Annotated in this window: 22 protein-coding genes; 9 read left to right on the top strand and 13 right to left on the bottom strand. The window is 66.2% G+C overall.

Features of this window, described 5'->3' with window-relative positions; all coding sequences use genetic code 11:
- Positions 1-362: 362 nt before the first annotated feature.
- From ACQR1I_RS04985 to ACQR1I_RS04975, 3 genes are read right to left on the bottom strand one after another with little or no spacing between them, the layout of a single operon-like run.
- Positions 363-1,142: an ABC transporter ATP-binding protein gene (locus ACQR1I_RS04985; protein ID WP_434867733.1), complete on the bottom strand. Its 780-nt coding sequence runs from the start codon at positions 1,140-1,142 to the stop codon at positions 363-365.
- Between the two features lie 2 nt (positions 1,143-1,144).
- Complete coding sequence (locus tag ACQR1I_RS04980) at positions 1,145-1,954, bottom strand: ABC transporter permease (protein ID WP_434867734.1); 810 nt, start codon at positions 1,952-1,954, stop codon at positions 1,145-1,147.
- A 1-nt stretch (position 1,955) separates the two neighbouring features.
- Positions 1,956-2,921: an ABC transporter substrate-binding protein gene (locus ACQR1I_RS04975; protein ID WP_434867930.1), complete on the bottom strand. Its 966-nt coding sequence runs from the start codon at positions 2,919-2,921 to the stop codon at positions 1,956-1,958.
- Between the two features lie 232 nt (positions 2,922-3,153).
- Here ACQR1I_RS04975 and ACQR1I_RS04970 point away from each other — a divergent pair, with 232 nt between their 5' ends.
- From ACQR1I_RS04970 to ACQR1I_RS04945, 6 genes are all read left to right on the top strand, one after another.
- Positions 3,154-3,906, top strand: coding sequence for a GntR family transcriptional regulator (locus ACQR1I_RS04970; protein ID WP_434867735.1), 753 nt, complete (start codon positions 3,154-3,156; stop codon positions 3,904-3,906).
- 69 nt (positions 3,907-3,975) lie between these two features.
- Positions 3,976-4,380 (top strand): DUF350 domain-containing protein, encoded by a 405-nt coding sequence (locus ACQR1I_RS04965; protein ID WP_434867736.1) that lies wholly within the window; start codon positions 3,976-3,978, stop codon positions 4,378-4,380.
- A gap of 2 nt (positions 4,381-4,382) precedes the next feature.
- A complete protein-coding gene (locus tag ACQR1I_RS04960; RefSeq protein WP_434867737.1) occupies positions 4,383-4,790 on the top strand; it encodes a hypothetical protein in 408 nt (135 codons plus the stop codon).
- On the top strand, positions 4,762-5,121 hold the full coding sequence (locus tag ACQR1I_RS04955) for a hypothetical protein (protein WP_434888724.1): 360 nt from the start codon (positions 4,762-4,764) through the stop codon (positions 5,119-5,121). The genes ACQR1I_RS04960 and ACQR1I_RS04955 overlap by 29 nt, the downstream gene beginning before the upstream one ends.
- 5 nt (positions 5,122-5,126) lie before the next feature.
- Positions 5,127-6,302, top strand: a complete 1,176-nt coding sequence (locus ACQR1I_RS04950; protein ID WP_434867738.1) for a glutathionylspermidine synthase family protein — start codon at positions 5,127-5,129, stop codon at positions 6,300-6,302.
- A gap of 104 nt (positions 6,303-6,406) precedes the next feature.
- A complete protein-coding gene (locus ACQR1I_RS04945) occupies positions 6,407-6,796 on the top strand; it encodes a response regulator (protein ID WP_434867739.1) in 390 nt (129 codons plus the stop codon).
- 14 nt (positions 6,797-6,810) lie between these two features.
- On the opposite strand, the gene ACQR1I_RS04940 is transcribed toward ACQR1I_RS04945, so the two are convergent.
- From ACQR1I_RS04940 to chpT, 9 genes are all read right to left on the bottom strand, one after another.
- Positions 6,811-8,298, bottom strand: a complete 1,488-nt coding sequence (locus ACQR1I_RS04940) for an HWE histidine kinase domain-containing protein (protein WP_434867740.1) — start codon at positions 8,296-8,298, stop codon at positions 6,811-6,813.
- A gap of 11 nt (positions 8,299-8,309) precedes the next feature.
- On the bottom strand, positions 8,310-8,606 hold the full coding sequence (locus ACQR1I_RS04935; protein WP_434867741.1) for a circadian clock KaiB family protein: 297 nt from the start codon (positions 8,604-8,606) through the stop codon (positions 8,310-8,312).
- The gene (gene kaiC, locus ACQR1I_RS04930) at positions 8,603-10,354 is read right to left on the bottom strand and encodes a circadian clock protein KaiC (protein WP_434867742.1); all 1,752 of its coding nucleotides are present in this window, start codon (positions 10,352-10,354) and stop codon (positions 8,603-8,605) included. Before kaiC ends, ACQR1I_RS04935 begins: the two co-directional genes overlap by 4 nt.
- A 171-nt stretch (positions 10,355-10,525) precedes the next feature.
- Positions 10,526-11,395 carry a CheR family methyltransferase gene (locus tag ACQR1I_RS04925; protein WP_434867743.1) on the bottom strand — a complete coding sequence of 290 codons (870 nt, stop codon included), beginning with the start codon at positions 11,393-11,395 and terminating at the stop codon, positions 10,526-10,528.
- On the bottom strand, positions 11,392-12,591 hold the full coding sequence (locus tag ACQR1I_RS04920) for a protein-glutamate methylesterase/protein-glutamine glutaminase (RefSeq protein WP_434867744.1): 1,200 nt from the start codon (positions 12,589-12,591) through the stop codon (positions 11,392-11,394). The genes ACQR1I_RS04925 and ACQR1I_RS04920 overlap by 4 nt, the downstream gene beginning before the upstream one ends.
- Before the next feature lie 73 nt (positions 12,592-12,664).
- Complete coding sequence (locus tag ACQR1I_RS04915) at positions 12,665-13,030, bottom strand: response regulator (RefSeq protein ID WP_434867745.1); 366 nt, start codon at positions 13,028-13,030, stop codon at positions 12,665-12,667.
- Positions 13,031-13,100: 70 nt separating this feature from the next.
- The gene (locus tag ACQR1I_RS04910; RefSeq protein WP_434867746.1) at positions 13,101-13,571 is read right to left on the bottom strand and encodes a chemotaxis protein CheW; all 471 of its coding nucleotides are present in this window, start codon (positions 13,569-13,571) and stop codon (positions 13,101-13,103) included.
- Between the two features lie 25 nt (positions 13,572-13,596).
- A complete protein-coding gene (locus ACQR1I_RS04905; RefSeq protein WP_434867747.1) occupies positions 13,597-16,362 on the bottom strand; it encodes a hybrid sensor histidine kinase/response regulator in 2,766 nt (921 codons plus the stop codon).
- A gap of 247 nt (positions 16,363-16,609) precedes the next feature.
- Positions 16,610-17,272, bottom strand: a complete 663-nt coding sequence (chpT, locus tag ACQR1I_RS04900; protein WP_434867748.1) for a histidine phosphotransferase ChpT — start codon at positions 17,270-17,272, stop codon at positions 16,610-16,612.
- Positions 17,273-17,517: 245 nt separating this feature from the next.
- On the opposite strand from chpT, the gene cysQ reads away from it, so the two are divergent.
- Positions 17,518-18,357, top strand: coding sequence for a 3'(2'),5'-bisphosphate nucleotidase CysQ (gene cysQ, locus ACQR1I_RS04895; protein WP_434867749.1), 840 nt, complete (start codon positions 17,518-17,520; stop codon positions 18,355-18,357).
- 1 nt (position 18,358) lies between these two features.
- Here cysQ and ACQR1I_RS04890 read toward each other — a convergent pair whose 3' ends face one another.
- A complete protein-coding gene (locus ACQR1I_RS04890; protein ID WP_434867750.1) occupies positions 18,359-18,868 on the bottom strand; it encodes a YHS domain-containing (seleno)protein in 510 nt (169 codons plus the stop codon).
- Between the two features lie 120 nt (positions 18,869-18,988).
- Between ACQR1I_RS04890 and ACQR1I_RS04885 the strand changes: the two genes are divergently transcribed.
- Together ACQR1I_RS04885 and ACQR1I_RS04880 are read left to right on the top strand one after the other, a co-directional pair.
- Positions 18,989-19,630, top strand: coding sequence for a DUF1134 domain-containing protein (locus ACQR1I_RS04885; RefSeq protein WP_434867751.1), 642 nt, complete (start codon positions 18,989-18,991; stop codon positions 19,628-19,630).
- Positions 19,631-19,762: 132 nt separating this feature from the next.
- Positions 19,763-21,046, top strand: a complete 1,284-nt coding sequence (locus tag ACQR1I_RS04880) for a hypothetical protein (RefSeq protein WP_434867752.1) — start codon at positions 19,763-19,765, stop codon at positions 21,044-21,046.
- The last annotated feature ends 41 nt before the right edge of the window (positions 21,047-21,087 follow it).

Here is a 21,087-nt window from a genome sequence, read left to right as displayed (position 1 = left end):
AGCGACTCTCTTTGCCACAGCCGACTCCAGCCGATGAGGAAATACTTCAATAGCAGCCGCGAGCGAGCCGCCCATGACTGCGCCCTCTCCCCTTGTGGGAGAGGGCATCTCAGTGGGTCCAACAAACTCGGTGGGGTGAGGGGTCTGCCTCGGCAGATGAGATCGCGGAGAGAGACCCCTCACCCGGTTTCTCACTTCGTGAGAAACCACCCTCTCCCACTCTAGGCAATCGCTGTGCGATTGCCGCGGGGGGAGAGGGTGCACCGCCCGTGCCTCGAAGTCACCCGCTATCCATGATGCAGCGGTCCGTCCCCGCCGCAAGAGCAGTTCCTGAATCTCTGCGCGATGGAGACGGCCACGGTTCACGCCAGCGCCCTCCCCTGCTCCGCCCTTTCCCCCCGCAGCAACGCCAGAACATGCCGCTTCAGCGCGTTGAACTGCGGGCTCGTGATATCGCGCGGCCGCGGCAGGTCGATCGGGATGATCTCGACGATGCGTCCCGGGCGCGCGCTCATGACCGCCACATGCGTGCCGAGCGTCAGCGCCTCGTCGATGCCGTGGGTGACGAACACGATCGTGCCCTGGTGCTGCTGCCAGATCCGCACGAGCTCGGTCTGCATGTCCATGCGCGTCTGCTCGTCGAGCGCGCCGAACGGCTCGTCCATCAGGATGACCTGCGGGTTCATCAAGAGCGCGCGGGCGATGCCGACGCGCTGGTTCATGCCGCCGGACAGCTCGGATGGATAGTGGTTCTCGAAGCCGGTGAGGCCGACCATGTCGATATAGACCTGCGCCTTGGCGCGGCGCTCGGCCTTCTGGCCACCACCCAGCAGCAGATGAAACGCGACGTTCTCCCACACCGGCAGCCACGGCATCAGGTTGGCGTGCTGGAACACGACGCCGCGATCGGCGCCGGGCGCGGTCACGGTCCGGCCGTCGACGCTGACGGTGCCGGCGCTCGGCTGCTCGAACCCGGCGATCATGTTCAGGAGCGTCGACTTGCCACAGCCGGAGGGGCCGAGCAGGCAGACGAACTCGTTGCGGGCGATCGACAGGTCGATGTTTGAAAGCGCGGTCACGTCGGCGTTGCGCTTCCTGTCGGTGAAGATCTTGGAGACGCCGCGGATGTCGATCGTCGCCATGCTCACTCTCCGCCGCGCAAGGTGGTGTTGCGCTGCCAGTGCAGCACCCGCGCCATCACGGTGCGGATGACGAGGTCGCTGCAGAAGCCGAGCAGGCCGATGCTCGCCATCGCCGCCAGCACCAGATCGTAGCGCAGGAAGTAGTAGGAGTCCCACAGCACGTAGCCGAGCCCGCTCTTCACCGCGACCATCTCAGCGGTGACGGTCAGCATCCAGGCCGAGCCGATGCCGATGCGCAGCCCTGCAAAGATGCTCGGCAGCGCCGCGGGAACGACGATGTAGCGCAGCAGCTTGCGCTCGCTGCCGCCGACCATGGCGCCGGCGCGGATGAGATTGCGGTCGCAGGTCTTCACGCCATGGATGGTGTTGAGCAGGATCGGGAAGAAGGCCCCTAAGAACACCAGGAAGATCGCCGGCTTGTTGGCGATGCCGAACCAGATGATGGCGAGCGGGATCCACGACACCGGCGGGATCGGACGCAGCATCTGCAACGTCGGCTCGATCACGATCTCGGTCTTGCGCGACCAGCCGATGGCGACGCCGAGCGACACGCCCGCCACGGTCGCGATCGCGAAACCTGCGGCGACGCGCGACAGGCTCGCCAGCATGTCGGCGAGCCTGTGCGCGCTGTAGGTCTGGGTGTTGCCGTCGGTGCCGAACAACCAGTCCGCCCATGCCCAGACCACCATCGACGGCGCCGGCAGCAGCGCCGCCGGCAGTGCGCCCGAGCGCGAGAACGCCTCCCAGCCGGCCAGCACGAGCACCGGAACGATGTAGCGGTCGAGCCTGCGCAACTGGGCGAGCGCCGTCATCTCAGTAGCCGAGCTCGGTCTTCGGCTTGCCGGTGGCGGCCTCCAGGAAGCGGTAGTCGAGGTTCTTCTCCACGGCGGCCGACACATCCGAGTTGATGTATTTCAGATCACGCATCATCGCGGCGATGGCGAGCGCCGAGGCGCGGTACATCTTCGGATCGGGATCGAGATTCTCGACCGCGCCGGTCGCGATCGCCTTGTCGAGGCCGGTGACCTTGGAGATGACCTCGATCAGCGCCGGCTTGTCGGCGGCGACATGCGCATCGACCTTCACGACGGCGCGCACCACGCCCTCCAGCGCCTTCGGGTTGGAGGCGATGACGTCGGAACGGGTCAGGATCAGATTGGTGAGCTTGCCGGCTGCCTGGTCATAGGGGAAGCCGAAGAACTTCGCCGCCTTGGCCTGCATGATCTGGGTTGCGAACGGCTCGACGGAGCAGATCAGCTCGACCTCGCCGCGGCGCAGCGCCTGCAGATGGTCCGAGGGATTGGGGATGTTGACGAACTGCACGTCCTTGTTGATGTCGATGCCCTGCTTGGCGAAGGCGCCGCGCATGTGGATGTCCTGCGCATTGCCGCGCGAGGCGGCGACACGGAACGGCTTGCCGTCGGCCTTGTACTTGGCGATCAGGGCCTTCAACGCGCTCCAGTCGCCCTGCGCGACGTCGAGATCATTGGCGAGCAGGATCGCCGAGCCGCCATTGACCTGGCCGGAGATGGCGACGACGTCAAAACCTTTGTCGAGCGCGATGGCGTAATGCAGGTAGGTGACCTGCGCGACGTCGATGTTCTTCGACACCAGCGCCGTCAACGCATCGGTGCCGGTGTTGAAGCCGACCGCGTCGATCGCCACGCCCTCGGCGAATTGCGGCGTCAGCGACATCGGCGTGCAATGGGCGCATTTGGCGTAGCCGAGTTTGATCTTCGGCGCGTCGTCGGCAAAGCCGAGCGAGGGCAGCGTCAGCATGAGCAGGGCAAGAATGGGCAGCACGAAACGTTTCACGAGCCATCTCCAAGGCAATCGAGTCAGGGCTTGGCTTCCCATCAGCAAGCGACATGCCAGTTGGATGCGATATGCAATGTTGCTTTTTCATAGCAAAATCATGTACTAATCGTCTATCGAATTCGGCTGATTTGCCTGATCCACAGGCGAACCGCCCGAAATTCAGGCATCTCGCAGCAGAGCAGCCGCGCCCGACATGACGTCCCCGGCAACCCGGCCCCGACTGAAGACGCGTTTCAAACCGGCGCGGCTGAAGCTGTCCTCCGATCAGTCCCCGCGGCCGCTGGCGCGGCTGTCGTTGCACGACCAGCTCGTCGCCAAGGTGCGCGAGATGATCATCGACGGCGAGCTCGCAGCCGGAGCCGCCCTGCCCGAGCGCATGCTGTGCGAGACTTTCGGCGTGTCGCGTACGCCGTTGCGCGAGGCGTTCAAGATCCTCGCCGCCGAGGGTCTGATCGAGCTGCGGCCGCATCGCACCCCGGTGGTGACGCCGATCGACGCGCGCGAGATCGCCGAGATCTTCGACGTGATGGTCGCACTCGACGCCACCGCCGGTCACGCTGCGGCGCTGCGTGCAAACGCAGACGACATCGCGAGACTCGACGCGATGCATGCCGAGCTGGTCGCGTTGCACGGCCGCGCCGAGCGCGCCGGCTATTTTCGGCTGAATCAGCAGATCCATCTGGAGATCACCAGGCTCGCCGGCAATGCCGTGCTCCTGAACATGTGGACCACGCTGCATGCGAGCGTCTTCCGTGCCCGCGCGGTGGCCAATTACGATGCGCGGCGCTGGGACGAGTCGATCCGGGAGCACGACGCATTCATGGCGCTGCTGCGCGCGCGCGATGCCCAGGGTTTTGCGCAGGCGCTCAGCGCGCACACCCGCAAGACCGGCGATTCCGTGCTGCAGATGCTGAATCAGGCCAGGGAATCCGTGACGAGCGCATAGACTTTGTTCACGTCGAACCGGTCAGGCTGGCGCCGCGACAGATGAAGACTTCCCGCGTCGGACCCGATCATGATCCTGCAATCGCTCGCCGGCCTGCCGGCATTCCTGGTGTATTTCTGCACCGCCCTGTTCGCGGTGACAGCATACCTCTTCGTCTACACCAGGGTCACGCCCTACAATGAATTCCAGCTGATCCGGGACAACCACCCGTCCGCTGCGATCTCGCTCGGCCTCAGCCTGCTCGGCTTCACCTTGCCGCTGGTCAGCGCCATCGCGCATTCCGCCAATGTGCTGGATTGCCTGATCTGGGCGCTGGTGGCGCTGATCGTCCAGGTGATCGTCTATTATCTCGTCCGCATCCCGGTGCCGGACCTCGCCAACCGCATCGTCGCCGGCGAGCTGGCCTCGGCGATCTGGCTCGGGCTCGCCTCGCTCTCGGCCGGCGCGCTCAACGCCGCCTCGATGATCATCTGACCATGGCCGAGCAACGCCGCGATTTCGGCAAGCGCAAGCCGCTGCCGCCGCCGCCGACGACACCGCCGGTGAAGCGCTCCGGCCAGGTCGCCTTGCTGCTGATGGGCACGCTCGCGGTCGGCGGCACCGCCTATGCGCTGATGCCGCACCGCCAGAGCTGCCCGCAGTCTGGCCCGGATACGCCTGCGGTGGCCGGCCAGCAGCAGGCGACCGAGTGCACGACACATCGTTCGGGAAGCAGCGGCGGCAGCGGCTCCGGACGCTGGGGCTTTTCGAGCAGCGACTCGTCGTCGCGCAGCAGCAGCGCCGGCTCCAGCTCGACGCACGTCGCCGACGCGTCCTCGTCGCACGTCTCGCGCGGCGGCTTCGGCGGTTTTGGGCATGGTTTCGGCTTCGGTGGAGGCGGCTGATTTCCGTCCCGGAGCTGCCGCGAAAACACCGCCTTTGTGTTGTTTGTTCGGATTCGGATCTTTGACACAGACCAACGATCATAAAAAACTCGCCCGCCGACTGATCGGAATGCATCCGATGAAACGTCCGCGCCCGATGGTGCGGACGTCGATCGAGGCTGCCGCCAACGCTGCAGTCTCGACGAGGTTTCTACGCAAGCCATCGAGCGGCCCCGGGCACGATCAGGCGCCGGGGCTCCGCGATCTTCATTGCCGCGTCGTCGACGGCGGCTCGGGTCATGCTGTGCGCCGCGTTCATGGCCACGGCACGCCTGCTCACGCCGGCGGCTAGCCCAGATGCAGCGCATCCCCTGCCCCGAACGCGATGACTGGCGGGAGACGGCCGCGCAATGCGGCTTCGATTTCTACGAAGTCGAGGGCGAGCGCTATTGGGACGAGCGCGCGTACTACGCCTTCACCATCGCCGAGATCGAGCTCGGCATCGAGGAACCGACCGGCGAGATCGAACAGATGTGCCTCGAGCTCGTCCGGCGCGTCGTTGCCGACGAGGTGCTGCTGCGGCGGCTGCAGATTCCCGAATCCGCCTGGCCGTTGCTGGCCGAAAGCTGGACGCGGCGCGACCCGAGCCTCTACGGCCGTCTCGACCTCAGCTTTCCCGGCTTCAGGGGCGGCGACCGCGTGCCGGCAAAGCTGCTCGAATACAACGCCGATACGCCGACCTCGATCTTCGAGGCCGCGGTGTTCCAATGGACATGGCTCGAACAGGCGATCGAGCGGCGCATCCTTCCCGGCCGCGCCGACCAGTACAATTCGATCCATGAGCGGCTGATCGAGCGCTGGCGCGCGCTCGGCAAAGGCGGCCGGCTACACCTCGCAGGCGTCACCGGCGAGCCCGAGGATGCCGCCACCCTGGCCTATCTCGCCGACACCGCCGCGCAGGCCGGGCTGGCGACAACCGTGCTCGACATCACCGATATCGGCTGGCGCGACACCGGTGGCGGCTTCGTCGATCTCGACAATGAGGACATCCGACTCGCCTTCAAGTTGTATCCCTGGGAGTGGATGTTCCACGACGCCTTCGGTGCCAAGCTCCGGACCGCGCCGACGCGATGGGTCGAGCCGCCCTGGAAGGCGATCCTGTCCAACAAGGGCATCCTGCCGCTGCTGTGGCAGATGTTCGAAGGCCACCCGAACCTGCTGCCGGCCTATTTCGAGGATGATCCCAACGCGGCGAGCCTCGGGCAGAGCTTCGTGCGCAAGCCGATCTATTCGCGCGAGGGCGCCAATGTCAGCCTGGTCTCGGGCGGGGTCGCCGTATCGGCCCAGGACGGACCCTACGGCGCCGAAGGCTACATCCGACAGGCGCTGGCGCCGCTGCCGGATTTCGGCGGCGTGTTCCCGGTGATCGGCAGCTGGCTCGTCGCCAACACCCCCTGCGGGCTGTCGATCCGCGAGGATGCAACTCCGATCACGGGAAATCGCTCGCGCTTTTTGCCGCATGCGATCCTGTAGTCGTTAACGAGCTCGCTCGAAACGGCTCGACTCTCCGTTTCGGATGACTAAATAGAGCAAGGGGCAGAACTCCTGGACGCGGCGACTGCGACCGGATGCGAGGCATGGCGACAAACAACTCTCGGCTCGAAGGCTTGCGCATCCTGGTCGCCGAGGACGAGGGATTGATCGCGCTCGAGCTCGAAACCGTGCTGCAGGGGTTCGGCTGCGAGGTGATCGGCCCCGTTTCGCGCGTCGCCGAGGTGCTGCGTGAAGCCGAGCGCGGCCATGTCGACGGCGCGCTGCTCGACGTCAACCTGCGGGGCGAGCAGATCTTCGCCATCCTGCCGCAGCTGATCGCGCTCGATCTGAAGATCGTCATCACCTCGGGCTATGACGACGCGACCCTGTTCCCGCCGGACTTCCGCAGCCTGCCGCGCCTCGCCAAGCCGTTCGACGAGCGGGCGCTACGCGCGATGTGCGAGGCGACGTTCCTGGGCTCGGTTGCGAGCTAACGCATGATCCGGGACTAATCAGGCTGCACGGCAGAGGCCGGCACCTGCTCCGGCACGGTCTCGGCTATCAGCGCAAAGCGCAGCGTGCAGCGAATTCCAGCCGGCTCGAAGGCCAGGTCCGCATCACCGTCGAGATCGAAGCGGACGACGCGATCGATCAGCGTGGTGCCGAAGCCGCGGGCGCCGCCGCCTTCGACCGGGGGGCCGCCGCGCTCCAGCCAGACCAGCTCGAGCCGGCGGCGGTCGTCGCACAGCTGCCAGGAGATCGAAACTTGGCCGAACGGCGCCGACAGCGCGCCGTATTTCGATGCGTTGGTCGCGAGTTCGTGCAGCACCATCGACAGCGGCAGCACCAGCCGCGCTTCCAGCAGCACCGGCGGCCCGTCGATGGCGATCCGCCCTTCACCGACGCCGTAGGGCGCCAGCACGGTCGTGAGCAGCTCGTTGAATCCGATGCCGATCCAGCGTGTCTGCGTGAGAATGTCGTGCGCGATCGAGACCGCCTGGATGCGTCCGGAGAACGCCTTGTTGAAAGCCGGCAGCGACGGCGAGGTGCGCAGCGTCTGCCCGGCCACCGACTGCACGATCGCCAGGATGTTCTTGACGCGGTGATTGAGCTCGGCGACCAGGACCGTCTGCTGCTCCTCGGCGCGCTTGCGCTCGGTGATATCAGTCAAGGTGACGATCGAGCCGATCATGTCCTTGGCGTCGTTGACCAGGGGGCCACCCGACAGGAGGAACGAGCGGCCTGCAACGCGGTCGTTGGGAAGTCCGACTTCGACGCCGTGGAACGGCTTGGTCGCCAGCGCCTGATCAAGGCTTTCGCGGGAGAAGCGCGTGAAGGTGCCCTGCTGACTGGCGCTGCGCGCATCGAGCGGAAAAGCTTCGGAGAACAACTGCCCGACCGGCGGTCGATCGGCGAGCTGCTCGGCGACCCAGCTCGCATGGGTGATCCTGCCGTCGGGCGCGAGGACGACGACGGCATCGGTCGCCTGCTCGAGGATCGAGCGCGCGAAACGCTCGGCATTGGCGAACTCCTCGGCGCGGCGCTGGATCGACATGTCGGTCAAGGTCACGAGCGTGGCCACCACGCCGCCCATCGCCATCTGCCGCATCCACACCGAGACCGGCAGATGACCGCCGTCGGCGCGGCTGAGCTGCGCATCGGTCGCGGCATCGTCCGCGCGCTGCCGCGGCACCGGTCCGGCAAACAGCGCGGCGAAGTCGCGCCCTACAAGCTGCTCGGCGGCAAGTCCAGTCAGCGCGCACAGCCTGGAATTGACGTAGACGATGCAGCCGTCCCCATCGAGCGTCAGCGCGCCGTCGCTCATCCGCTCGACGAGTACGTGATAGGGCGCATCGGCGCCCTGCAGCATGATGACCTGAGGTCCTGACGGGCCCTGCACCACGACGGCATCGACATTGCCGCGATGGATCGCCTCGACGGTCTCTTCGGCCTCGTTGCGCGGCCGTGCCGCCTGCATCGCGTCTTTTGCTGCCACGAATCCTCCGTTCAGCTCGGGGCGATATCGAGACCGACCAGGACCTTTTCCGCGTTGGAAAGATCGCCGATGATGCGCTTGAGCGGCTCCGGCAGCTGCCGGATCAGCGTCGGGATCGCAACGATCTGGTCGCGCTGGGCGAGCGCAGGATCCCGCATCAGATCGATCACCTCGATCGTGTAGCGGCCGGGCAGATGCGTCTCGCACAGCTTCTTGAGATTGGCGAGCGCGGCCACCGATTTCGGGGTCTGGCCCGCGACATAGAGCCGAAGATTGTAGCCATCCTGTTCCATGGGTGCGGCCGTCATTTGCTTGACTTCGGCTTCGACGGCGAGCTGACCGCACGCATCGACGAGCGGGTCTGTACCATGGCGACACGATCGGCCGAGCGCTGATCATCGCGGGCGGCCCCTTCCCGGTTCAGAAGCTCCATTTCCCCCTCCTCGCCCGCAAGCTGGGCTTTCAGCACTTCGATCTGCGCCGCGATCTCCTCGCGGCGACGCGTAATCTCCCGCGTGCGACGATCCATCTCCTGCATGCGCAGCAGCTGATCGGCACGATCCCTGGCCTCCTGGGCCGTCCGTGCCGATCCCGTGAGCACGCCGTCGGGCCCGACATAGACCTCACGCAGCGCAATGCCGTCCGCGCTCATCAGGAACTCGCGCACCTGGTTGGAATGCGCCATGCCGCGCGACTTCAGGAGATAGAGCTGGCGGTTGTGCTCGCCATTGGTTTCGCGATTGTAGAGCAGGAGCCAGGTGTCGGTGAGCGACGAGATCTGCATCTCGGTCGTCACAGTTTCCGCAATTCCCGTACCGAGATTGGTGAACAGCGCGGTCACTCCGCGCGACTTCAAGAAGTCGATCAGGCGCAACGTCATCGAGTGCACGTCGCCGGCCTGCCCGGCCCCCATCAGTGCGGAGATCGGATCGATGACCACGGCCGCAGGATCGAACTCCTTGACCTCGCGATGCATCGAGGCCAGATGGGTCTCGAGCCCGTAGAGATTGGGCCGCCGCGCCGAGAAGCGCAGCAGGCCGCAATCGACCCATTGCTGCAGGTCGAGGCCGACCGACTTCATGTTGCGCACGATCTGTTGCGGCGATTCTTCCAGCGCGAAATAGATGCAACGCTGCCCCGCCTGGCAGATCGAATTGGCGAAATGGGCCGACACCGTCGACTTGCCGGCGCCGGCCATGCCGGACACGAGGATACTCGATCCGCGGTAGTAGCCCTGCCCTTGCATCATCGCGTCCAGGTCGGCGATGCCCGTCGAGACGCGCTCGGTGAACGCATCATGGGCGAGACCCGACGAGGTGATCGGCATCACGGTGATGCCTTCCTGGTCGATGATGAAGGGATATTCGTTGGTGCCGTGCGCCGTGCCGCGATACTTCACGACGCGCAGCCGCCGCGTCGACAGCTGATCGTGCACGCGGTTGTCGAGCAGGATCACGCAGTCGGCGACATATTCCTCGAGGCCGTAGCGGGTCAGCGTGCCGTCGCCGCGCTCACCCGTGATGATGGCGGTGACGCCCTTGCTCTTGAGCCACTCGAACAGCCGGCGGAGCTCGGAGCGCAGCACGGCCTGATTGTCGAGGCCGCCGAACAGGGTCTCGATCGTGTCGATCACGACGCGCTTGGCGCCGATCGAATCGATCGCGAAGCCGATGCGGATGAACAAGCCGTCGAGATCGTAGTCGCCGGCCTCCTCGATCTCGTTGCGATCGAGATGGATGTGGTCGACCACGATCTTCTTCTGCTCGATCAGCCGCTCGATGTCGTAGCTGAGCGAGCCGACATTCTTGATCAGGTCCTCGGGCTGCTCCTCGAACGCGATGAACACACCCGGCTCGTCATAGGTGACCGCGCCATTATAGAGAAACGTCATGGCGAACAGCGTCTTGCCGCAGCCCGCGGCGCCGCACAGCAGCGTCGGACGCCCCTGCGGCAGGCCGCCGAAGGTGACCTCGTCGAGGCCGTCGATCCCGGTCGCTGACTTCGCGATGACAGGAAGATCCCGCGTCACGATCCGAGGACGCACACTCGTTTTCATCAAGATCCCCCCGCCGTCGAACCAACACGCTTCGGCCACACCAAGGCGTGAATCGACGCGTCAGAGCGGAAAAGGTTCCGCCTGCGGGGAAAAGATTTTGCTTTGCAGAAGGTCCAGGGACGACCGGCCAGCGTTACGACAGGCCCAGCGGAAGCTCTGCGCCGGCCCGCGTCAGCGGGCCGCGACCACCTTGAGCCCTGGCAACAGGGCTGCTCCGCCGCGCGGGCTGCGGACCGGATTGATCTGATAGAGACCGCGGCGCTCCTGGTTCGGCTTGAAGGCGTCGGTGATGCCGACCACCGACTCGGCCGCGCCCAGCAGCAGCGTGCCGTCGGGCTCGAGCTGCTTGGCGAGGCGCTCGAAGATCGAGGCCTTGGTCTCCTGGTCGAAATAGATCAGCACGTTACGGCAGAAGATCACGTCGAACTTGCCGAGATGCGAGAAGTCCTGCAGCAGATTGAGCTGACGGTGCTGCACCATGCCGCGAATGTCGGCACTGAGCTGCCAGAGCTCGCCGAGCTGGGTGAAGTGCTTCACCAGGAGCTGGATCGGCAACCCTCGCTGCACCTCGAACTGGCTGTAGAGGCCGGCCTTCGACTTCTCCAGCACCTCCTGCGACAAATCGGTGCCGACGATCTCGATGCGCCAGCCGGCAAGGGCCGCACCGAACTCGCGCAGGCACATCGCGATCGAATACGGCTCCTGCCCGGTCGAGCAGGCGGCCGACCAGATCCGCAACGACCGGCGATTGGCGCGCGATTGGATCAGCGCCGGCAGGACGTAGTCGCGCAGATGGTCGAAAGGCACCTTGTCGCGGAAGAAGAACGTCTCGTTGGTGGTCATCGCCTCGACCACCTGCGTCGTCAGCTGCTCGCCGCCGCTCTTCATCTTCTGCACCAGCTCCGAAATGCCGGACAGGTTGGCGCGTCGCGCCAGGGGCAGCAGGCGGCTCTCGACCAGATATTGCTTGTCGGCCGAGAGGTCGAGACCGGAGCGCTCTTTCAGAAGCTTACGCAAGAACTCATAGTCCAGGGGGGTCACGAACGGTCTCCTGCAAACAGACGGACCACCTTCGATGCGATCTGATTCAAGGGGAGGATGGCCGCGCAGATGCCGGCATTGGCGGCGGCACCAGGCATGCCCCAGACGACGCTGGTCGCTTCATCCTGCGCGATGACGCTACCGCCGGCGGCGACGACGTCCTTGCCGCCGCGCATGCCGTCGGAGCCCATGCCGGTCAGGATCACTGCCAGCGTCGCGCCCTGCCAGACCTCAACGGCGGAGGTGAACAGCGGATCGACCGCCGGCTTGCAGAAATTGACCGGTGGACCATTGTCGAGCGCGATCACTGCATCCGTGCCGTGACGCGCGACGCGCATGTGCCGGCCGCCCGGCGCAAGATAGATCTGGCCTGCCTTGATAACCTCGCCATCGACGGCCTCGTGGGCCGGCCGGCGGCTCGACCGCGCCAGATGCTCGGCCAGGATGGTCGTGAAGGTCGGAGGCATGTGCTGAGTGATCAGCACCGGGAAACGATCGATCACCGCACCGAGTTCGGTGACAACCGACATCAGGGCCTGCGGACCACCGGTCGACGATCCGATCAGCAGCACCTTCGGCATCTGCGTGCCAAAGGCGCGACGCGCCAGCGGAGCCGCGACGGCGGGCGCGGCGTGCATGGGAACGGGAGCCGCGAGCGGTCGTGGCACCGGAGCCGGCTTCAGCTCATGGACGTGCGGCGCGGCTGGCGCGGGGTGGAGATGAGGTGCAGGCGAGGAACGGCGTGCCTTGGCGCCGAGCGTGCGGATCTTCTGGATCAGATCGTGGTGGAAGTTATCGGCGGCCGACGCCTCGCGCGTGCTTTCCGGCTTTGGGATGTAGTCGGCGGCGCCCAGCGAGAGTGCCTTGAAGCTGATCTCGGCGTTGCGGCGGGTCAGGGTCGAAGCCATGATCACCGCGAGGTTCTTCTTCTTGGCAAGCAGCTTCGGCAGCGCGGCGATGCCATCGAGCTCCGGCATCTCGATGTCGAGAACGGCAACGTCGGGATTGACGCGATCGATCTGGTTCACGGCCTCGAGGCCCGTGCGGAGTGACGCGGCCACGACCATGTCGGGCTCCGACGCAATCCAACGCGAGATCATGCCGCGGATGACGACGGAGTCGTCCACGACCATCACCCGAAGAGGTTCCTGCCTGGTCGAACTTGGAATCGAAGAACTGGCCAACGCGACGCTCATAGTTCACCAACAGGACAGAGGCTCAGGGCGACGGCAACCCCGGGCGAGCACGGAACCGTCGAGCTGACGAAGATCAGAGCAGCCCGACTTCCTGGAATTTCGCCGTCACGATGTCCTTGTCGAAGGGCTTCATGATGTACTCGTTGGCACCGGCATGCAGTGCGCGTGCGATGTGCGCCACGTCGTTCTCGGTCGTGCAGAACACGACTTTCGGCGCGTCGCCGCCGGGCATGCGGCGGAGGTTGCCGAGGAACTCGTAGCCGTCCATCACCGGCATGTTCCAGTCGAGCAGGACCGCATCGGGAAGACCGCGCTTGCAGATCTCGAGCGCCTGCTCGCCATCCTCCGCTTCGACGATCTGGAAATCCAGACCCTCGAGGATGCGGCGGGCCACCTTTCGAATGACGCTCGAGTCGTCAACTACCAGACACGTTCTCATTTCAGCCTCTCGGGATCAGGGTCCAAATCCGGTCACGCGCTCTCGCATGGCCGGGCTTACGCTACGGCCGTCAGGCCGCCATCTTGTCGGCGGCGAGTTCGAGCACGCGATCGACGTCGAGAATGACCATCAGCTGGCCATCGAGGCGGTGCACGCCACCGGCGAGCTTCGCCATGCGCGGGTCGAGGTTGACGGGATTGTCCTCCCGGCCTTCCTCGGGCAGCCGCAGCACCTCGCCGATCTGGTCGATCAGGAGACCATAGGACTCGCCGCGCAGGTCGACGCCGACCGCCATCGGCGGCTTGCCGTCATCGGCCCGGTCAAGGCCGAGCCGCGCCCGCATGTCGACCACGGTGACGATGCGCCCACGCAGGTTCAGGACGCCGGCGATCTCGGCTGAGGACAGCGGCACGCGCGTCACCCGCTCCGGCATGAACACGTCCTGCACCCGCGAGATCGGCAGGCCGAACAGCTGGCCGCCGATCATGGCGGTCACGTATTCGACGGCCGCGCCGTCGGTGGTTTCGATTTTGCTGCTCATCGCACGCTACTCCTGGGCCCTTGTGTTACGCCGCCCGCCGGTTGGCTTCAGCACGGGCCCGTTCCTCGATCTGTTCCTTCAGCGCCGCGATCAGACCGGGACGGTCGAACTTGGCGATGTAGTCGTAGAGGCCGGCCTGGCGGCCGCGCTCGATCGCCGCCGGCGATACCAGCGACGACACCGCGATGACCGGCAGCTCGTTCAGGTTCTGGTCGGCACGTATCGCCTCGGCGAATTCGAAGCCGTTCATCTCCGGCATCTCGATGTCGGTGACGACGATGTCGAAGGTGTGCCCCGAGCGCAGGGTCGCGAGACCCTCGAGCGCGGAGGCCGCGGTGCGTACCTTGTAGCCGGCCGACTTCAGCACCGGCGCCAGCATGTTGCGGAAGAACGGCGAGTCGTCGACCAGCAGCACCGACTGCGTCTGCGCCTCGGTCGCCATCTCCTTGCGGATGAACCAGTCGGCGAACGCCATCGGCAGGAAGTGGCCGACGTCGATCACCTCGGTGGCCTGGCCCTTGATCACGGCCGAGCCGAGGATGCCGTCCTTGGCGCCGGAGACCTGGATGTTCAGCCGCTCCTCGACGATGTCGATGATCTCGTCGACCACGAGGCCCATCGCGCGGGTCTCGTCGGCGAACACCAGGATCGGCTGCGATCCCGTGGTCTGCACCGAGACGCCTTCCATCTGCACCAGCGGCATCAGCTGGTCGCGGTACTGCACCATGTAGCGGCCGTTGCTGATCTCGATCTTGTCGGCCGCGATCTCCTCGAGGCGCGTGACCAGCGCCAGCGGCACCGCCTTGGGCTGTGCCGTGCCGGCGCGGAACACCAGCAGCGAAGTGAGCTGCTCGCCGCCGATGATGTGATGCGACGAATGCTCGTCCGTCACCGCCTGCGAGGCCGAGCCGGAGGCGCCGAGCGCCTTGGCGATGCCGTTCGGATCGATGATCATGATGACGGCGCCGTCGCCCAGGATGGTGTTGCCCGAGAACATGTCGATGTGCCGCAGCTTGGTCGACATCGGCTTGACCACGATTTCCTCGGTGTGGAACACGCAGTCCACCACGATGCCGAAGGTCTGGTTGCCGACCTGGGTCACGACGATGAAGCCGTTCTCCGGATCGGTCGACGAGCCGTCGTCGATCTTGAGCAGCTTCTTCAGGTGCATCAGCGGCAGCAGCTTGTTGCGCAGGCGCAGCACCGCGGTGTCCTTGATGCGCTCGATGCGATGCTCGGAGTTGGCGCGTGCGCGCACCAGCTCGACGACCGCCAATTGCGGGATCGCGAAACGGTCGCCGCCGGCCTCGACGATCAGCGCCGAGACGATCGCGAGCGTCAGCGGGATCTTGATGGTGACCGAGGAACCCTCGCCGGCCACCGACTTGATGTCGATGGTGCCGCCGATCTGGTCGATGTTGGTGCGCACCACGTCCATGCCGACGCCGCGGCCGGACACCGAGGTGATGGTCGCCGCCGTCGAGAAGCCCGGCGCGAAGATGAACTTGTGGATCTGCGCTTCCGTCATCTTCTCGAGCTCGGCCTCGGTGACGAGACCGTTCTGCAGGGCCTTGGCCTTGATGCGCTCGGTGTTGAGGCCGCGGCCGTTGTCGGCGATGCAGATGATGATGTGGCCGCCTTCATGATAGGCGGAGAGACGGATCGTGCCCTGGTCCGGCTTGTTGGCCGCGGCGCGCTCGGCCGGCGTTTCCAGGCCGTGATCGGCGGAGTTGCGCACCATGTGGGTGAGCGGATCCTTGATCAGGTCGAGCACCTGGCGGTCGAGCTCGGTGTCGGCGCCGTGCATCTCGAGCTCGATCTGCTTGCCGAGTTCGGTCGCGAGGTCGCGGACGATGCGCGGCAGCTTCTGCCAGGCATTGCCGATCGGCTGCATGCGCGTCTTCATGACGCCCTCCTGCAGCTCGGCGGTGACGTTGGAGAGCCGCTGCAGCGGCACCTTGAACTCGGTGTCCTCGTTGCGGCGGGCGATCTCGAGCAGCTGGTTGCGCGTCAGCACGAGCTCTGAGACCATCGTCATCAGATGTTCGAGCGTGTCGACGTTGACGCGGATCGACTGGTTGGCGACCTTGTCGTTCTCGTGCACCTCGCCGTCGGCATTGGCCTTCGGCCGCGCGGCCTTCTTCGGCGCCTCAGCCTTGGCTTCAGCCTTGGGCGGCTCGGCCTTTGCAGGCGCTGCAGCCTTCGGCTCGGGCGCCTTCTCATGGGCGGGCGGCGTCTCGATCGCGGTCTCGCGGAAGGCGCGCTCCAGCTCGTCCAGCGAGACTTCGCCTGGACGCAGCGGACGCTCCAGCGTCTGATCGATCAGGCTGCCCTGCGTGACCGCGGGCGCGGATGGTGCTGCGGGCGCTGCCGGGACGAGCGGCGGCGCGGCTTCGCCGGCTGCCATCGCGGCCATGCCGCGCTCGACCATCGCCTCGAGCTCGCTGATGAGGTCGCGGTCCTCGCCCTCGGGCTCGGCCTCGTTGGCCTCGAGCTGGCCCAGGATGTCCTTGATGCGGTCGATGGTGGTCAGGATCAGCGTCACGGCCTCGCCGGTCACCGGCATGCCGTCACGGAACTTGCCCATCAGGGTTTCGGCGGCGTGCGCCAGCGCTTCGAGCCGCGGCAGGCCGAGAAAGCCGCAGGTCCCCTTGATGGTGTGCACCAGGCGGAAGATGTTATCGAGAATCTTGGCGTTGTTCGGCTCCTGCTCGAACCGCACCAACTGATTGTCGACGGTATCCAGGCTCTCGCTGGTCTCCGTCAGGAACTCACGCAACAGGTCATCCATGAAACTGGCCTTCGCACGCAACGGTACGCGACATGACGCGCCCTTCAAACCGTGGCCAGTTTCGGTCCAAAGCGTTTAATATTAGTTGAGTAAGCGCAAATGAACGGACTCAACAAAGAGATAAGATGCATCCGGACAAATTCGGATGCGCAGCTAAGACTTGCTTAACCATCGTAAACGATTTCACACGGCCATTCACGACAGAAAGTCGCAGCATGGCGGCGGAACGACCGCGTCGGACGCGCGATCAGGCCGCTCGGACCACCATCGCATCGCCTTCGGCGGCGAGCGTCACGGTGAGGCCGCAGGCCTCGGCCAGCAGGCGCGTGTAATAGGGCTGCACGGCATGGGCATCGATGGTCGACTGCTGGGTCCCGCCGAGCAGGTTAACGATGTTCTGCGGCAGGCGCGCGTTGAGGCCTGTCGCGGCGACACGGAAGCTCATGGTCTCGCCCTCGCCGATCGGATCGACGGTCAGCATGCCGCCGCGCGGAATCGTCTGCTGCGCCACCACCATCATGTTGAGCAGCAGCTTGACCCGGTTCTTCGGCAACAGCAGCCGCGGCAGATTCCAGGTGATGGAGGTCTTGGCATCCTCGATTTGGCCGCGTGCCATGGTCTGCGCGTCGCCGAGATCGATCTGCGCACCGGCCGAGCCGGCGGCCCCGAAGGCGAGACGGCAGAATTGCAGCCGGGCCGAGGCCGTCTTGGCACTCTTGCGGATCAGCTCCAGCGCGAAATCGCGATCTTCCGGCTTCGGATTGTCGTCGAGCACCTCGAGCCCATTGACGATGGCGCCGACCGGACTAATCAGGTCGTGGCAGACCTTCGAGCAGAGCAGCGCGGCAAGTTCGAGCGTGTCGGGAGCGGGAATCGGATTGGCGATCTCTGAAGACGACGTGCCGGACATTCGATGTTCCTGAAATCCGCGAACTTTGACGAATCATGCTTGCCTGTTGGCTTGATACACTGCGAGAGCATGAACCGCCACCGAGCTGAGGGCAGGACACGGGAAAGTACGTAGCGGTTTTGCGGGCAGGGCTGCCCAATGAGACGTCAAATGGCAGTATCCGGATGCGCCTTCACTGCCGGGCCAGGACCAGGAAAATCGATCATGCAAGCTGAAGACGGAATAGCCGCACGGAGCGCATCACGATGACGACCGGCCCGACCGCAGCAACCGTCGACGCGGCGGCGGCGGCTGCCGCCCTGATGACGCCCTTGACCGAGCTCGTGGTCGAGGCCGCGCATGCGATCATGGCCGTGAACCGGCGCGCCATGACCGTCACCGACAAATCCGACGGCTCGCCGGTCACGGAGGCGGATCTTGCCGCCGACCAGGTGATCGCCGACGGCCTGGCGCGGCTGGCGCCGGAGATCCCGGCGCTGTCCGAAGAACGGGCCGACGGCTGCGCGGCGCCGTTCGGGGGCAGCTTCTTCCTGATCGACCCGCTCGACGGCACCAAGGAGTTCGTCGCCGGCCGCGGCGAGTTCACGGTCAATCTGGCGCTCGTCAGCCATGGCAGCCCGCTGCTCGGCATCGTCTGCGCGCCGGCGATCGGGCTGATCTGGCGTGGCCTGGTCGGCCGTGGCGCCGAGCGGCTGTCGTTCACGGAGGCCGGGCTGGGCGCGGCCGAGCCGATCCGCACCCGGCCGATGCCGCAGCCGGGCGAGGCCTGGATCGCCGCCGTCAGCCGGTCGCATGGCGACGCCCATACCGAAGCCTTCATCGCGGCCCGGCCGGGCGCGACGCGCCTGCCGCTCGGCTCGGCCGTGAAGTTCGGCCGGCTCGCCGAGGGACTGGCGGACATCTATCCGCGGCTCGGACCGACCTGCGAATGGGACGTGGCGGCCGGACATGCGGTGGTGACGGCGGCGGGCGGCACGGTCACCGGCGCGGCCGGAGAACCGTTGCGCTTCGGCGAGCGCGCCGACAGCTTCATCGTGCCGGCCTTCATCGCCTGGGGCGATCCGGCCGCGGTTCACGCGGCCTGACCTATTGCGGCAGATCCTGCTCCAGCGCCGGCCAGCGCGCCTCGGCGCGGGGCAGGTAGCGGGCCGGGTCGGCCTTGAAGGAATCCCGGCTCTCCTCGCGGCTGAACAGGAACAGCCGGTCCTCGACGATGGCGAAAAAGCGCGGGTTGCCGGCCACGGTGACGCCGCGCGCCACATCGGTCGGGTCGTAGCCGCCGAACTGCGGGCCATAGACCTCCGGATGGGCGAGAAAGGAGGCGCGGTTGCCCTCGTTGCGGAACCGCCAGACCACCCCGCCTTGCGCGGCCTCGAAATCCTCCTCGCCAACCAGCGCCTGATCGTCCACGAAGTAGGACACCGGGTCAAAGCCGTCGATGGCGAGCCCGCTGAAGCGGTTGGCGATGATCCGCTGGGTGGTCGCGGCGGGCGCACCGGCCGGCAGCAGCTGCGCCGCGAGCAGGATCGCGGCAATAGCGCGGCAAAACAGCGGCTTTGACCAGCTCCAGATCCGTTGTTGCCGTTGTGCGGTCATAGTTGCTGCCGATAACATGGGAGTCGCAGGGGCGGATGCCCCTCGTCCGACAATCGCCCCGATGCGGTTGGCGTCAGGTTAAGGCGGCGGTCGGGCAGCCGATAGCAGGGGATTCCATCGATGAGTTTCGCATCACGCCTCGCCGTCACGACGCTTGCGGCCGTTCTGGGCCTGACCGCGTCGGTCGCCGCGCAGCAGGCGCCCCCGCCTGCGCCGCCCTACCAGGCTGCGCCGCCCTACCAGCAGCCGGCTCCGCCGCCGCGGCCGGCGCCGAGCCCCGACAATTTCGGACCGGACGAGCTGGTCAATGCCGGCCACCGCTTCTTCGGCAACGTCTCCCGTGGCTTGGCCTCGGTGATCGAGCGCGCCGTCAGCCAATGGGGCCTGCCGAACGGCTACATCCTCGGCGAGGAAGGCGCCGGTGCCTTCGTCGCCGGTCTCCGCTACGGCGAGGGCACGCTGTACACGAAGAACGCCGGCGACCTCCGGGTCTACTGGCAGGGCCCCTCGCTCGGCTTCGACTGGGGCGGCGACGGCGCGCGGACCATGACCTTGGTCTACAATCTGCCGGCCACCAGCGCGATCTATCAGCGCTTCGTCGGCATCGACGGGTCGGCCTACATCGTCGGCGGCTTCGGCATGACGGCGCTGACCGCCAACAACATCGTGCTGGTGCCGATCAGGTCAGGCATCGGCCTGCGGCTCGGCGCCAATGTCGGCTACCTCAAATATACGCCGAACGCGACCTGGAACCCGTTCTGAGACCGCCAGCTGATACCAGCACGACACGTTCTCCCGTGACGGATCAAGGTTAACACGGCATTGGGCTGGCGTTGAATCAGCCGGCCGTGCATTGTCATTCCGTTAATCACTTCTGACCGGGAGTTGTGCGTCATGGTCGAGCCGATCATGTATTTTGCGATCGGTTTTCTGATCGCCATGCTCTGTGCCCTGATGGTCGTTCCGCTGGTGCACAATCGTGCAGTGCGGCTGACGACGCGCCGGCTCGAGGCGGCGACGCCGCTGTCGATGGCCGAGATCCAGGCCGACAAGGACCAGCTACGCGCGGAGTTCGCGATGTCGGCGCGGCGGCTGGAGATGAGCGTCGACGCGCTCAAGAACAAGGCCACCGGCCAGCTCGCCGATCTCGGCAAGAAGACCGACGCCATCAACCGCATGAAGATCGAGCTCGGCGAGAAGAACGCCGCGATCTTCGCGCTGGAGGCGCGCGAGAAGGCGCTCAAGGACCAGCTCCGCGCCACCGAAGAAGAGTTCGCCGCCAAGACCGAGGCGCTACGCGCCGCCGAGCAGGCGCTCAAGGAGAAGCAGGCCGAGCAGGTCCGCCTCACCGCCGAGCTCAATGACAAGTCGCTGCTGGCCGACAGCCGGCAGGTCGAGCTGGTGTCGGTCAAGACCCAGGTCGAGGAGCTGCGCACCCGCGTCTCAGACGCCGAGAAGGAATTCTCCGCGACCCAGGCCCGCCTGGCGCTCGAGCGCGACGAATCCGACACCGCCACCAAGGCGCTCAACGACGCCCGCGCGCGGGTGGAAAATCTCAGCCAGCGCGTCACCGAGCTCGACCGCCAGCTGATCGTCCAGGTCAAGGAAGCCGAGATGCTGGCTTCTCGTGTCGCCGACCTCGAGGGACGGCTGGCGACCCAGGGCAAGCTGCTCGCCGAGCGCGATTTCGAGAACAACCAGCTGCGCGAAGCCAATACGGCTGCCGACCGCGCCCTGAAGGAGCTGCGCGAGGAGCTCGCCGGATTCGGCAGCGGCAAGTCGGCGGCGTTCGAGCGGCTGAAGTCCGAGAAGGCCTCCCTGGAAGAGCAGCTGCAGGCCGCCCGCGACGAGCGCACCAAGCTGCAACGCGAGATGAACGCGATCCAGCAGCAGGCCGAGAGCACCTGGGCTCAGGAGCGGATGGAGAACGCGCTGCTGCGCGAGCGCATCAACGACATCGCCGCCGAGGTCGCCAAGCTGGCGATGCAGATCGAGGGCCCGAACTCGACCATCGAGGCCATGCTGGCCGCCGAGCCCGCTGCCAAGCCCGCCAACGCCAATGGCGCACCGGCGCCAGCAGCAGCCGCAGGCGGCGGGGCTGCGCAGGGCGGCACTCTGGCCGACCGTATCCGCGCGCTGCAGTCGCACGCCTCGCGGGCCCGGCAGATCGGGGCCTGAGAGCTCATCGATCGACGCTGGAACGGCCCCTCCTCGCCCCG

The organism is Bradyrhizobium sp. HKCCYLS2038 (genome assembly GCF_051167655.1).
Lineage (GTDB): Bacteria > Pseudomonadota > Alphaproteobacteria > Rhizobiales > Xanthobacteraceae > Bradyrhizobium.
This window is presented reverse-complemented; position numbering and strand designations above follow the sequence as displayed.